The sequence below is a fragment of the Yersinia sp. KBS0713 genome, from assembly GCF_005937895.2.
Taxonomy (GTDB): Bacteria; Pseudomonadota; Gammaproteobacteria; order Enterobacterales; family Enterobacteriaceae; genus Yersinia; species Yersinia bercovieri.
On the sequence record NZ_CP042173.1, the window covers coordinates 4,325,432 to 4,339,850 of the forward strand.

A 14,419-nucleotide genomic window follows, 5' to 3' on the forward strand; every position below is an offset into this window, starting at 1 on the left:
GGTTATGATTTTGGTGATGCTGTGCGGGCAGGTGCAGCACCATATGACATGCCGCTGCCCCAACTCTTTTTACTGGTGAATGCTTTTACATCAGCATTAGCCGCAGGCTTATCCTTCGCGCTCTGTAAAACTGCCTGAGTACGATCAAACAGCTCCATCCGGCCATTATTGAGGAACAACAAATAGTCACTACCGGATAATAACTCTGGCTTATGGGTGATCATCACGATGGTGCTACCCTGCTGTTTTAACTGGGTAATACTATTTAGTAAGGCTTTTTCACCCTCTTTATCCAAACTGGCGTTAGGTTCATCCAGCACAATAAGTCGTGGCACGCCGTACATGGCGCGCGCCAAAGCAATACGCTGGCGCTGACCGCCGGATAGCCCTTCGCCATCATCTCCCAGTTGAGTGTCATAGCCTTGCGGCAGATGCAGGATGAGATCGTGTACATCGGCGAGCTGTGCAGCCGCGATCACTTTTTCGGTATCAATTTGACCAAAGCGCGAGATATTTTCAGCAATCGACCCACGAAACAGCTGAATATCTTGCGGCAGGTAACCAATAAACTCACCCAAACGGGTTTTATCCCATTGAGCAAGATTGACACTGTCTAAGCGAACCGAGCCGCTAAAGGCGGGTTTACATGCCACCAACAACTTTGCCAAGGTGGACTTGCCACTACCCGATGGCCCTAAAACACCGAGTACATCACCGGGTTGTAACTCAAAATTGATGGCCTGTAACACAGGTATATGGGTGCCGGGTTTGCATACCGTCAGTTGCATCACACTGAGCTTCCCGGTGGGGGGAGGGAGCAGCATACCTGTTTGTACCGGGGGATATTGAGCTAACAGATCTGTGAGACGCAGGTAGGAGAGCCGCGCATGGCTCCACTGTTTCCAGACCGCGATGAGTTGATCAATGGGACTTAATACGCGCCCGATTAAAATTGATCCCGCAATCATGACGCCGGCGGTAATTGCACTATCAATAACCAACAGTGCGCCTAGCCCTAGCATCATTGATTGCAGCGCCTGACGGCTAGATTTGGATAGGGCGGTGACCCGACTGCTCTTATCGCTGGCAATATTTTGTTGATAAAGGAAATGTGAATGCTGTTTTAGCCAGCGCCCACGTAAGCTCTCTAGCATCCCCATGGCTTCGATAGAGTCTGCATTACGCAAATTCGCATTCGCCTGCTGGGTAGCTTGTGACGTGATGGTGGATGCTGCTTTCAGTGCCTTTTTACACACTTTCTGGTTTAGCCAGGCGAGAAAGATCAGTACACAAGCCCCCGCAGTGGCTAATGCGCCGAGCCAGGGGTGGAGCAGAAATATCACCAGTAAGTAAAGTGGAAACCAGGGGGCATCAAAAAAAGCAAAGAGTGCATTGCCGGTAGCAAATTGGCGCAAAGCAGTCAGGTCATTTAATGCTTGGGCCGCCGGTGTTTTATGGCCTATAAGTTGCGAAGCAAAGGCGGCATTAAACACCCGTTGATTGAGTTGCATATCAATGCGTGTTCCCAGACGGATAACAACGGCACTGCGAATCCACTCTAATAAACCAATAAATACAAATATTCCGAGCACCAAAATAGTGAGCATCAATAATGTCATGGTATTATTTGAGGCAAGAACGCGATCATAAACTTGCAGCATATAAATTGCCGGCGCTAACATCAGTAAATTTATTACCGCAGTAAATAGTCCGATACCCCAAAGGCTTTTTTTGTGGCTAGCTAAAACAGAGAGAATGAGCGAGGAAGCCGACGAAAGGCTGGGGGTTTTGCAAGATTCCATGGCGTCCATTTCCATTAATGAAAGCAGTGCTGTTGTCAAAAAAGTCGCTGGTGACAGATTTGTATTTATCTATCTTATCCAGCCACAATACAAACTACCGCCAATATCAGTATGAGAAGTATGGCGGTGATATTACTCATCTAACCGGAGGGAAACTTTCTAACCACCAACTCAGGCAAATAATACGTCACTATTATCAGCCACACCCACAGCATCAACAGTGAGTGTATCGACGGTGATTTCACTGGTAGTTTCAAGCTGACTGGCAATAGCCATATCATTCAGTGGTATATTTATATCAATACCTTTAGCTTGGAGTATTTCGAGTAAAGGATCGGGGTTGCCTTGTACCAAACCGTCAATAACTTTATGAACCTCACCTTGTTGATTCTCAGCTATTGTTTTGGCAGCATCAAATTCACTGGTAATATTTAATCCGCTAAATTTCAATTCAAGTTTTTTAAGCTGTTGGCCTATACCATCAAGACTAGGGATCAAGCCTTCTCCCAGCATCAAACTATCTAGTTTTCCGTAAAAAATATTTTGCGGTGTTTTGGAGTACATTAACTCCCCACGGAAAATCATCATATCAGGATAGTTTTCAGCACTACAGCCAGTATCAATAGAAATAAAACCGCAGTCAACCTCACTATTAATATAAGAACCACACATCTTGGCCAATGCCTGTTTGGCGTGTGCCGTATCTTCAGTCTCTGCCTCTGCGTTTTTAATTATTGTTATCTCCTTTACATCGCCAACTTTCAGTTTTTGGCTATAAGTTGCCAGGGTAGCACTGCCTAATGGAGCATTAAATTGAATAGATACTGTCATAATAATTTCCTTTATAAATTGGAAAAAATTTATCATTAATGATGTTCTATAAGCAGCCGAAATAACTTAGTTATTTATTGAGATAAAACATGAACCACCGCCGCAACTAATATAACAGAGTACGACGGTGGTATTGTTTTATTTAATAAAAAGTTATTTTCGTATTGCTGATTTAAGCCGCCATTGACATGTCAGCAGCATCATCATATACACCCACAGTTTCAATGATTGGGGCATCAGCCGCCATTTCAGTGTCAGGGATCTGGGTGGCAATAGCCATATCTTTAAAGGCGGTATCCACATCAATACCTTTGGCTTTGAGGACTTCCAGCATTGGATCGGCATCGCCTCGCATTAAGCCATATACCGATTTATGCATGTCACTATCGCGATTTTCAGCCACTGGCTTGGTAGCATCAAATTCACCAGAAATATCCACATCGTTAAAGGCCACTTGCAGATCGTTGAGGTGTTTACCCACAGCGCCATCAGTATTAACCACTAAGTCCTTACCAAACTGTATGTTGGTTATCTGACCATGGAAAGTATGTGCCATAAAAGCATAGTTTAAATTACCTTCAACAATCATCCCCATATCAGTGTCGTGCGAACTTCCAATTGAGTATTGAGTACCACTAAAGATAGTGTCACCACCTGCAAACTGGCCTCGATCTTTTGTCTCCGCCTGATTCATATCACCAAAAGTCTCGGCCCAGTTGCTAAGATAAGAAGATACGGTATAGTCGGCAAACTCACTGTTATATTGAACTGTTACACTCATAATAATATCCTTTTAATTAATGATTGTTACTCCGAAATAATGGCTTATTAAGCCATTCACTCAATAGGTAAACAATATTATTCACCTAAAGAATTTATAATTCAGAACCTATATTCAAAGCCACCCTGAATAGTTCTTCCCCGATTGGGAGCAAAAGAGAGTGTGTCTCCATAACTAATCAAATAAGCTCGATTGGTTATATTTTCTATTGAAGTGCGCAACACTAAATTATTAGTTACCTGATAGCTGGCATACAAATCAAATATAGTATACTTAGGCCAGTCTGCCACAAAAGCAACATTTGGATACCCATGACTACCAAGCACTGATTTATCTTGATGACCTTTGTTATAACGGATAATAGTGCCAAGATCCAGTTTTTGATCAAATATTCTTCCGCCTAAAGTTAAACTCCCTCGGTCACCTGGCAAATAAGCCGAGGAACCAAATAACCCACTTGCCTTATAGCATTCAATAATATTATTAGCTCTGTTGTCATCAACAAAATAACGGTGTTTCTGCTTGGTTTTTTGTAGTTTCTCTACCCCACCTAACCAAGCTGTTTTTGAACAAACACTATTTTTACCAATCATTCTGGTATAATTTAAATTAGTATAAAAAAAACCAGCGTCATAGCTTAATTGATATTCCAGCCCGCGAAATTGCGTTTTCAATAAATTATTAATATAGGTTGCATGAGAGAAATCACCACCACCAAACTTTGGCTTCATCTTGGATAATTCCATGCTGGAATAATTTCTTACTCTAGTATTAAAATATGCCACCTTAGCAGCAAAGCGATCTTCATTAATAAACAGGCCTGTTTGTTGAATATTAACCCCCAGCTCCCAGGCTTTAGAGTGCTCTGACACCAACAACGGATTGGGTAATATCCGGCCATGGCCATGCGCGCTGCCCGTGGCCAACATTTCAGTCATTGCTGGTGGCCGCCAGGATTTACCATAAGTACCAAAAAACTCCAACCATGGCGTGCCGGGCTTGATACCGATAGCTGCCGTAGGTGACAGTTGCTGTTCACGGCGATCCACATCCCAACTCATTATTGTCGCTACACTTGATGAGCATCTTGTAAGCGGTCTTTCAGATTGCTCATCCCGTTTTGGGTCACAAGGTTTCTCAAGGGTATAGTGGTGACGAAAGCCTCGGGTATACATCCAGGTATTGCCCTGTAAACGGAATTGATCGTAACGCAGCCCCCCTTCCAGCCGAAACCAATCATCATAATCGTAATTAATTTGGGCAAAGGTACTGGTAATCGCGCGCTTGCCGGGTGGGGTAATCCGATTCACGAGGACCTGACCCGTTCGATTACGCTCTCGTTGGTAGTCATTGGTTGTGTTACCTCTGGAGCGATCACTAAACCACTCCAGGCCATATTTAATGCGCAATTGATGTTGATCGGCGGGGGTAAATAGGCTGGTATTTTGCAGTTGTAAACCCTGGGTGGTTAAACGGGTTTGCGTCCAATAGGCTTTGCGGAAAATAGCATCTGCATTGTGGGTATCAGTTTTATCATCAGTATCGACATAATAGACTTTTGCCGTTGCATCCAGCCAGCCGATATGTTCCGGCTTTAAGCTATAATCTAGCCCAATATTCTTATTCATCACATCCGATACGCTGCCGCTTAACCAGCCATATTTAAAAGCAGGACCTGATGTTAGTGACTGGCTCAAATCGATCTGGGTAAGCATACCTGCATTGGGGCTTTCTACTTGTGTTTGCAGGTAGCTGAATACCAGGCGCTGATCAGCGGATAAATTCCACCCTATTTTGGCCAACCGTGAATACATTTTATAGTGAGTAAAATCGACCTTATTACTTTTAATGTCATTGCTTAATTTGCGTTCTTTCTTTCCTCCCATGTGAAGTTCACCGATTTCCCCTTTATTCCCCGGCCAGTAATCTTTTAAGTTACGTTCACTAGCGGAAATTAACAGGTCACCATACTCATTACCCAGCGCCAACATTGCACTGCCAATAAATTGGGTGCCATTATCACCGGTTGTCGCGCGGACTTTACCGCCAATCTCTTTTCCTGGTTCGATAAAGTCACTGGCATTAATTGTATTAAAAGTGGCAATCCCCCCAATAACCCCCGCACCGCCAATACCACTACTGACCCCTTTCTCTATTGTTACATTATTAAGAATTTCTGGATCAATATACATAACGCCATTGCGCTGCCCATGGCTACTTTTCATAAAGTTCTGGCGCATACCATCAATATTCATATTGACGCGACCATAATCTTGCATACCACGGATATTCACCGATAGCCCTGGGTCTTGCTGGCTAAGGCTGGAGTAGACCCCCGGCGTTTGCTCTAAAATATCCGCCGCGTGACGTGCTGGGCGGTTATCCATTTGTTCACGGGATATTTCGCTGACCGAGCGGGCTTCATCATAGACCCAGTCACCCTCATGAGCATTACTCACTTCTTCTACTTTGAGCTTATCCAGCACCATCTCACTCTTACCAGAGGATGCCTCTGCGGCGGCCGCCTGAGTGGCTTCAGCTTTAATGGTTTCAGATTTGGCGCTTTCTGAATAACCTTGCGCCGTTAGTGCTAAGAATATACCTAGTGATATTTTACTCATCGGGCTTATTGTTGTTTTTCTCTGTAAAACTATATTATCCATTTATGAGTTTCCATCCTTATTAATACAAATAAAATACACATGCTAACTATTAGCTTAATGACACACGCGATAAATTTGGCAATAGATATTCGTGCCGAATAATAGAAATTATCGGATAATTAGTATGTTGTAGCTTTCTATAAAACCAATAAGTTATTTAACCCACCATAAATGCAGATTAAATTGACTAAAATAAATAGGCTTATTTTATTAGTGGATAAGGTAATATATCTGAGTTATCCCTTCAGTTATTAAAACTGATCTGAACCTCTCTAATTCCTTAATGCTAGTATAGGTTTTCCTATAGCGCCACCATTTGATAATGATTATCATAATCATTTGAGGGTATAAACTCAATGGCATTCAAAAATAAAAAATTATGTGGCTGAGAATATTGGCTTTATAGAAAGTTTAAATGATCTATAAATAAGTGTTGCTGTAACGTTTATTAATTTTTTCTGAATATAGCGGGTCAACTGAAGGCAAAAATACCATTTAGCTTCTACCATAAAAAATGGGCCACTATAAAAGTGACCCATTTCCGATATTAATACTCAGCGAACTAAAACAGGCGGGTTTTAGCCTCGGCAATAGCGGTAGCCACTTGCTGTGGTGAAACTCCACCTTTGGCGACACGCTTATCCAGGCAGGATTGCAGCGCCAGAATCGGGTACACATCGTCGCCAATCACTGCACTGAACTTCTGCAAGTCACTGAGTGATAATGCCTCTAATGCTTTGCCCTGACGAATCGCCTCAACCACCGCTTCGCCGACAATATGGTGCGCTTCGCGGAAAGGCACCCCCTTGGCGACCAAATAATCTGCTAATTCAGTGGCGTTGGCATAGCCCTGTTCAGCGGCTTCTTTGCAACGCGGGCGTTTTACCTGAATACCATCCAAGACCAGCGCGGCCATATGCAGGCAGTCGAGCCAGGTATCCAGCGCATCAAACAGCCCTTCTTTGTCTTCCTGCATATCTTTGTTATAAGCCAGAGGCAAGCCTTTGAGCGTCATCATCATCCCGGTCAATGCGCCCTGGACTCGGCCACACTTACCACGGATTAATTCTAATGCATCCGGGTTTTTCTTTTGTGGCATCAGAGAGGAGCCGGAGGTCACGCGATCAGATAAATCGACAAACGCCGCTTCGCCACTGTTGAAGAAGATGAGATCTTCTGCAAAACGCGACAGATGCACCATGCCGATGCTGGCATCGGAGAGTAGTTCCAGCACATGGTCACGGTCAGACACACTATCGAGACTGTTGCGGGTCGCAGAGGCAAAACCTAACCAGCCCGCCAGCTGTTCGCGGTCAATGGCATACGCCGTACCCGCCAATGCGCCACTGCCTAATGGGCTGACATCCAGGCGATTTAGGGTATCTTGCAGGCGGCTTTCATCACGAGCCAGCATTTCAACGTAGGCCAGACACCAGTGTGCGAAGGTCACCGGTTGGGCGCGTTGCAAGTGGGTATAACCCGGCATCACCGCATCCTGATTGGCTTCAGCGGTGATAACCAGTGCTTGCTGTAGCTGCTGCACCGCAGTTTTTAATTCAGTTATTTGGAATTTGCACCACAATTTTAGATCAGTCGCGACCTGATCATTACGGCTACGCCCAGTGTGCAATTTTTTGCCTAAATCGCCCACTTTATCAATCAGTTTGGTTTCTACCCAACTGTGAATATCTTCCGCATCACTGGCTAAAATGGCCTGTGGATCGGCCTGCACCTCTTCCAATAAAACAGAGAGTGCCTGCTCAAGTTGTTGCTGCTCGGCGGCTGTTAAGACACCAACCGTGACCAGTGCTTTCGACCAGGCAACAGAACCTATAATATCCTGCTCTGCCAGTCGGTAATCAAACCGCAGGGAGTCATTGAACTGCTTAAAACGCTGATCTGCTGCCTGACTAAACCGTCCGCCCCACAATGCCATAATCTTGCTTCCCTAAGTTCTGAAAAAATCGTTTTGATATAGAAATTTATAATAGCCTGTTACGCGAGAATACGTGTACCAATTGGCACGCCGTTAAACAGCGCTGGCAGTTGATCAGCATGACGCCAGCTGGCGATATCCACCGGGCGGCCCAGTGAACGCGCGGCATCCAGCGCAGCATTCACTTTGACAATCATGCCATCAGTAATAATGCCTTGAGCAATTAATTGCTCGGCTTTCTGTGCCGTCATTTCAGCAATTCGCTGGCCTTTGCCATCCAGAATGCCGCTCACATCAGACAGCAAAATCAGATCCGCCCCCAGTGTCGCCGCCAGGGCGGTTGCAGCCTGATCGGCATTCACATTCATCAGTTTGCCGTCTACGGTAATACCAATTGAGCTGATGATTGGCATGTAATCCGCTGCCAACAAGGTTTGCACCAAGGCCGGTGAGCCAGGCTGCGCTTTACCCACATGCCCCAGTTCGGCATCCAGCGGTGTAACCGAAACCGTATTGCCATCACCCAGACAGAGACCAACAGCATTTATCTGGTGTTTTACCGCCCAGGAGAGCAACGTTTTGTTGGCGGTGCCTGCCAATGCGCCAGTGATAATATCAATCTGGTCAGCCGGAGTAACACGCAGGCCGTTTTTCTTCACCACCGGCAGTGCCAGTTTTTTCATCAGCTCATCTACCAGACAGCCACCACCGTGCATAATCACAAGCGGGCGCTCATGCTTCTCACGATAGGTCACTAATGCAGTAAACAGGCGTTCCAGCGCTTCTTCGCTGTCTAGCAACACGCCACCTAATTTAATGACCAACGGGTTCATCATGTTTCGCCTCAATATAATTGGATAAAGTATCTGTTTCTGCCCACTCTGGCTCGGTTACCGCCCCCTGGTGACTCACAATAGGGACTGGGTTTCCACAAAGCCAAAACGGATATTCATGCATTGTACCGCCTGCGCCGCCGCGCCTTTCAGCAGGTTATCTTCTGTCGCGACAATGATTAAATGCTCGCCCTGCACCGAGAAACCAATATCACAGAAAGGCAGGCCGACCACAGCTTTTAGTGCCGGTACGCCTTGCTGATATAACCGCACCAGCGGTTTATCTTGATACGCATTGTGGTACGCCTCGGCGATATCTTCTGCCGTGACACCGACTTTCAGGCGGCAAGTGATGGTCGCCAAAATGCCGCGCGCGAAGTTCCCCAAGTGCGGGGTGAAAATCACCGGTGTACCGAGGTGAGCGACAATCTCAGGCTGATGACGATGGTTAAACAAGCCGTATGGCTGCAAGCTCACTTCGCAAAAACTGTTGCCAATGCTGGCTTTACGCCCTGCACCGCTGACGCCACTTACCGCGTTAATCACCGGCCATTGAGCTTCATTCAACAAACCGCCATCAACCAGCGGCTTTAGTGCCAATTGTGAAGCGGTTGGATAGCAGCCTGGGACGGCAATCAATTGCGCCTGTTTGATCTCTTCGGCCTGCCATTCAGCCAGCCCATATACCGCTTTGTCCAACCAATCAGCGTGCTGATGTTCAAAACCGTAATATTGAGTGTAAAACGCGGCGTCCTGAACCCGGTATGCACCAGAGAGATCAAACACCACGCAGCCCGCGGCTAAAAATTGCGGTGCCAAATCATGGCTGACTTCATGGGCGGTGGCGAGGAACACCACATCAACACCTTTTGCCGCCTGAGCCACATCCACCAAGGGTTGCAGCGGAAGATCAATGATGCCTTTCAGTTGCGGATGCAGCTCAGAAAGTAATTTTCCTGCATCTGCACTTTGCGCTGAAACCGCTAAAGCGGTTATGTTCATATGTGGGTGACGATTGAGGTAAGCCGTAAGCTCCGCTCCGGCATAGCCGCTGGCACCAACAATTAGCGTATTTAGCATGGGTTCAGTTCACCTTGCCCTTCTGACTTGAAGTGGCCGCAGGACTCGCTCGCCCGCAACCTGCCACATCAAGTACTTTGGGTATAAAATTTAATCGGGTATAAAGACATAAGTAGTCAAAACCGGCATTTGGGTGATCAGCAAGGTTTTACTGTTCCCCAGGTGATTGAGCATTGACATTTTCGTAAATTTAAGGGTCTTTTTAGGTTCCCTTACGCTTAAGCTTAATGTATTTTTATTCATAATTATTGCATGAATATTGATACTATCCTAACCAAAGGCTGTCAACAGTGAAGATGAAATTACCTCCATTTATTGAGCTGTATCGGGCATTAATCGCCACGCCATCGATCAGCGCGACCGATAGCGCCCTCGATCAAAGCAATGAGGCGTTAATCAACTTGCTGGCCGGATGGTTTGCTGATTTGGGTTTTCGTATCGAAATCCAACCAGTGCCCGATACACGCCACAAATTTAACCTGCTTGCCTCTATTGGTGAAAAAAGTAGCGGCGAAGGTAATGGCGGATTACTGCTCGCCGGTCATACCGATACCGTACCTTACGATGAGGGGCGTTGGACCCGTGATCCCTTCACGCTGACGGAGCACGACAACAAGTTATATGGTTTGGGCACTGCCGATATGAAAGGCTTTTTTGCCTTTATTCTGGATGCGGTACGTGATATCGATGCCAGCCAGCTGAGTAAACCGCTCTATATTCTGGCGACCGCCGATGAAGAGACCACCATGGCAGGCGCGCGCTACTTTGCCGCCTCCATCCAGTTGCGCCCTGACTTTGCCATTATTGGCGAACCAACCTCACTGCAACCGGTGCGGGCGCACAAAGGGCATATTTCCAGCGCCATCCGCATTACCGGCCAGTCCGGTCACTCCAGTGATCCAGCGCGTGGCGTCAATGCCATTGATTTGATGCATGAATCCATTACCGAGCTAATGAAGCTGCGCACCACCCTGCAAGAGCGTTATCACAATCCGGCGTTCACCATCCCTTATCCGACGATGAATTTCGGTCATATCAATGGTGGTGATGCAGCAAACCGTATCTGTGCTTGCTGTGAATTACATATGGATATCCGCCCGTTGCCGGGTCTGACATTAAGTGATCTGGATGAGTTGATGACCGAAGCGCTAGCGCCGGTAAGCCAACGCTGGCCGGGCCGCCTAAGCATTGATGAGCTGCATCTGCCGATTCCTGGCTATGAATGCCCAACAGATCACCATATGGTGGGGGTTATCGAAAAATTGTTGGGTGAGCGCACGGCGGTGGTGAACTACTGCACTGAAGCGCCATTTATCCAGCAAATTTGCCCAACATTAGTGCTGGGGCCAGGTTCCATCAATCAGGCCCACCAGCCGGATGAGTTTATTGATATGGCCTTTATCGAGCCAACTCGCGAGCTGATTGGCCAATTAGTTGACCATTTCTGCCAACAGAGATAACCACTATGGGGTAGGCGGATCAATATCGGTGATAAGCCAAACTGATAACCTAGCCTTGGTAATTAAATTTCAGAAATATCCCTAAAATTGATGTTTTTTTGCTGAAAATAGTGTCAATTGGGGTATGGAATTGAACGTGGCGAGTGGATTTGTCCATCTCTGCCTTTTGGATGAAACTAATTTACAAAAAGAAACCATAAAAGTTTATACCCAAAGTCATTGGCGTTGCAGGTAGGCAGCAAGTGAACGAATCCCGATGAGCTGACACTGGTCAGTGATTCGGGTGAGTAAACGTCGCTAACAACCCTGCGGCGTCAAGGGCGAAGGGGATATGGGTCAGGGGTCATATGAACGAACAATATTCCGCAATGCGAAGTAACGTCAGTATGCTCGGCAAACTACTCGGGGAGACCATCAAGGAAGCGCTCGGCGAGCACATTCTTGATCGGGTAGAAACCATCCGTAAATTATCTAAATCTTCGCGTGCTGGTAATGAGGCGAGCCGTCAGGAACTGCTGACGACGCTGCAAAATCTGTCCAACGACGAGTTACTGCCGGTAGCCCGTGCTTTTAGCCAATTCCTCAATTTGACCAATACGGCGGAGCAATATCACAGTATTTCGCCACACGGTGAAGCGGCAAGTAACCCGGAAGCCCTGGCCCAGCTATTCACCCGCTTGAAAGACAAGAAGCTGAGCGAAAAAGATATGCGCAGCGCGGTTGATGAGTTGTCTATTGAGCTGGTGTTGACCGCTCACCCAACCGAAATAACTCGCCGTACTTTGATCCATAAACTGGTGGAAGTGAATACCTGCCTGAGCCAGTTGGATCACAATGATTTAGCCGATTACGAACGCAACAAGATCATGCGTCGTTTGCGGCAGTTGGTTGCACAATCATGGCATACCGACGAAATTCGCAAAATTCGCCCCTCCCCAGTGGATGAAGCCAAATGGGGTTTTGCGGTGGTTGAAAACAGCCTATGGGAAGGTGTACCCGCTTTCTTGCGTGAATTTAACGAGCAGTTGCAGAACTCACTCGATTACCGTTTGCCGGTCGAAGCCGTGCCGATTCGCTTCACGTCATGGATGGGCGGCGACCGCGACGGTAACCCGAATGTGACCGCTGAAATCACCCGCCATGTGCTGCTGCTGAGCCGCTGGAAGGCCACCGATCTGTTCCTGCGTGATATCCAGGTGCTGGTGTCAGAGCTGTCAATGTCGGAGTGCACCCCAGAACTGCGTGAGCTGGCTGGTGGCGACGAGGTGCCGGAACCTTATCGCGAGCTGATGAAGCGCGTCCGTACTCAGTTGACCAATACCCAAACCTATCTGGAAAAACGCCTGAAAGGCGAGCGTGTCTTGCCGCCGACTGATTTGCTGGTCAGTAATGATCAACTGTGGGATCCACTCTACGCCTGCTATCAATCGCTGAAAGCCTGCGGCATGGAGATTATCGCTAACGGTCAATTGCTGGATACCCTGCGCCGTGTCCGCTGCTTTGGCGTGCCATTGGTGCGCATCGATGTGCGCCAGGAAAGCACCCGCCACACCGATGCCATTGCGGAGTTAACCCGCTATCTGGGCCTCGGCGATTATGAGAGCTGGTCTGAAGCTGACAAGCAAGCTTTCCTGATCCGCGAATTGAACTCTAAGCGCCCACTAGTCCCGCTGAAATGGGAACCGAGCGCCGACACCCAGGAAGTGCTGGAGACCTGTCGGGTGATTGCCGAAGCACCAGAAGGCTCAATCGCTGCCTATGTTATCTCCATGGCGAAAGTGCCATCAGATGTGTTGGCGGTACATTTGCTGCTGAAAGAAGCGGGTTGCCCGTTCACCCTGCCGGTGGCTCCGCTGTTCGAAACCCTTGATGACCTGAACAACGCTGACGACGTGATGACTCAGCTGTTGAACATCGACTGGTATCGCGGCCTGATCCAAGGCAAGCAGATGGTGATGATTGGCTATTCTGACTCGGCGAAAGATGCCGGTGTGATGGCGGCATCTTGGGCGCAATATCGTGCTCAGGATTCATTGATCAAAACCTGCGAGAAAGCGGGGATCTCACTGACGCTATTCCATGGCCGTGGCGGCTCTATCGGCCGCGGTGGTGCGCCCGCTCACGCCGCGCTACTCTCTCAGCCTCCGGGCAGCCTGAAAGGCGGCTTACGGGTGACTGAGCAAGGCGAGATGATCCGCTTTAAGTTTGGTCTGCCGGAAGTCACCATCAGCAGTCTGGCACTGTACGCCGGTGCAATTTTGGAAGCCAATCTGCTGCCACCGCCGGAACCGAAGAGTGAGTGGATTGAGGTGATGGATATTTTGTCGAACGCATCCTGCGATATGTATCGCGGCTATGTGCGCGAAAATCCAGAGTTCGTCCCTTACTTCCGCTCAGCCACGCCAGAGCTGGAATTAGGCAAGCTGCCATTGGGTTCACGCCCGGCCAAACGTCGCCCGAATGGCGGTGTTGAGAGCTTACGTGCAATACCATGGATCTTCGCCTGGACACAAAACCGTCTGATGCTGCCCGCCTGGCTGGGTGCCGGTGCCGGTTTACAGAAAGCGATTGATGCCGGTAAGCGCGATGCGCTCGCGACCATGTGCCGTGACTGGCCGTTCTTCTCAACCCGCATAGGTATGCTGGAGATGGTGTTCGCCAAAGCCGATTTGTGGTTGGCAGAGTATTACGATCAGCGCCTGGTGGATAAATCCTTGTGGCCGCTGGGTCAGCAACTACGCGATCAGTTGGAAGCGGACATTAAAGTGGTGTTGGCAATTGCCAACGATGATCACTTGATGGCTGATTTGCCGTGGATTGCGGAGTCTATCGCGTTACGTAACGTCTACACCGACCCGCTGAACGTTCTGCAAGCGGAGCTGTTGCATCGGTCGCGCCAGCAAGAGCACCCTGATGCCCGTGTTGAGCAGGCATTGATGGTGACCATCGCCGGTGTCGCGGCGGGGATGCGCAATACCGGCTAGTGTTAGCGGCCAGACTTTCATCTGTGAGTTCGATGGTTAGGTCAGTGGG

General features: G+C 47.9%; 9 protein-coding genes. 2 read left to right on the forward strand and 7 right to left on the reverse strand.

What is annotated here, in order from left to right; all coding sequences use genetic code 11:
* Positions 1–2: 2 nt before the first annotated feature.
* From FFE93_RS20495 to argC, 7 genes are all read right to left on the reverse strand, one after another.
* The gene (locus FFE93_RS20495; protein WP_005278231.1) at positions 3–1,817 is read right to left on the reverse strand and encodes a type I secretion system permease/ATPase; all 1,815 of its coding nucleotides are present in this window, start codon (positions 1,815–1,817) and stop codon (positions 3–5) included.
* A 156-nt stretch (positions 1,818–1,973) separates the two neighbouring features.
* Positions 1,974–2,633: a heme acquisition protein HasA gene (locus FFE93_RS20500; protein WP_082397884.1), complete on the reverse strand. Its 660-nt coding sequence runs from the start codon at positions 2,631–2,633 to the stop codon at positions 1,974–1,976.
* A 172-nt stretch (positions 2,634–2,805) separates the two neighbouring features.
* On the reverse strand, positions 2,806–3,414 hold the full coding sequence (locus tag FFE93_RS20505) for a heme acquisition protein HasA (protein ID WP_005278237.1): 609 nt from the start codon (positions 3,412–3,414) through the stop codon (positions 2,806–2,808).
* A gap of 101 nt (positions 3,415–3,515) precedes the next feature.
* Positions 3,516–6,077, reverse strand: a complete 2,562-nt coding sequence (locus FFE93_RS20510; protein ID WP_138775917.1) for a TonB-dependent hemoglobin/transferrin/lactoferrin family receptor — start codon at positions 6,075–6,077, stop codon at positions 3,516–3,518.
* A 562-nt stretch (positions 6,078–6,639) separates the two neighbouring features.
* Entirely contained in the window at positions 6,640–8,013 is a 1,374-nt protein-coding gene (gene argH / locus FFE93_RS20515; RefSeq protein WP_005278241.1) for an argininosuccinate lyase, read from the reverse strand.
* A gap of 59 nt (positions 8,014–8,072) precedes the next feature.
* Complete coding sequence (argB, locus tag FFE93_RS20520) at positions 8,073–8,846, reverse strand: acetylglutamate kinase (RefSeq protein WP_032898701.1); 774 nt, start codon at positions 8,844–8,846, stop codon at positions 8,073–8,075.
* Positions 8,847–8,921: 75 nt separating this feature from the next.
* Positions 8,922–9,926, reverse strand: a complete 1,005-nt coding sequence (argC, locus tag FFE93_RS20525) for an N-acetyl-gamma-glutamyl-phosphate reductase (protein ID WP_049602942.1) — start codon at positions 9,924–9,926, stop codon at positions 8,922–8,924.
* A 296-nt stretch (positions 9,927–10,222) separates the two neighbouring features.
* On the opposite strand from argC, the gene argE reads away from it, so the two are divergent.
* Positions 10,223–11,386 carry an acetylornithine deacetylase gene (gene argE / locus FFE93_RS20530; protein WP_186367683.1) on the forward strand — a complete coding sequence of 388 codons (1,164 nt, stop codon included), beginning with the start codon at positions 10,223–10,225 and terminating at the stop codon, positions 11,384–11,386.
* 347 nt (positions 11,387–11,733) lie between these two features.
* Complete coding sequence (ppc, locus tag FFE93_RS20535) at positions 11,734–14,370, forward strand: phosphoenolpyruvate carboxylase (RefSeq protein WP_057648846.1); 2,637 nt, start codon at positions 11,734–11,736, stop codon at positions 14,368–14,370.
* Positions 14,371–14,419: the final 49 nt, after the last annotated feature.

Coding starts and splice junctions, on each gene's coding strand:
- argE (WP_186367683.1), top strand. CDS start 10,223: ATGAAATTACCTCCATTTATTGAGCTGTATCGGGCATTAATCGCCACG.
- argH (WP_005278241.1), bottom strand. CDS start 8,013: ATGGCATTGTGGGGCGGACGGTTTAGTCAGGCAGCAGATCAGCGTTTT.
- FFE93_RS20510 (WP_138775917.1), bottom strand. CDS start 6,077: ATGGATAATATAGTTTTACAGAGAAAAACAACAATAAGCCCGATGAGT.
- FFE93_RS20500 (WP_082397884.1), bottom strand. CDS start 2,633: ATGACAGTATCTATTCAATTTAATGCTCCATTAGGCAGTGCTACCCTG.
- FFE93_RS20505 (WP_005278237.1), bottom strand. CDS start 3,414: ATGAGTGTAACAGTTCAATATAACAGTGAGTTTGCCGACTATACCGTA.
- argC (WP_049602942.1), bottom strand. CDS start 9,926: ATGCTAAATACGCTAATTGTTGGTGCCAGCGGCTATGCCGGAGCGGAG.
- ppc (WP_057648846.1), top strand. CDS start 11,734: ATGAACGAACAATATTCCGCAATGCGAAGTAACGTCAGTATGCTCGGC.
- argB (WP_032898701.1), bottom strand. CDS start 8,846: ATGAACCCGTTGGTCATTAAATTAGGTGGCGTGTTGCTAGACAGCGAA.
- FFE93_RS20495 (WP_005278231.1), bottom strand. CDS start 1,817: ATGGAAATGGACGCCATGGAATCTTGCAAAACCCCCAGCCTTTCGTCG.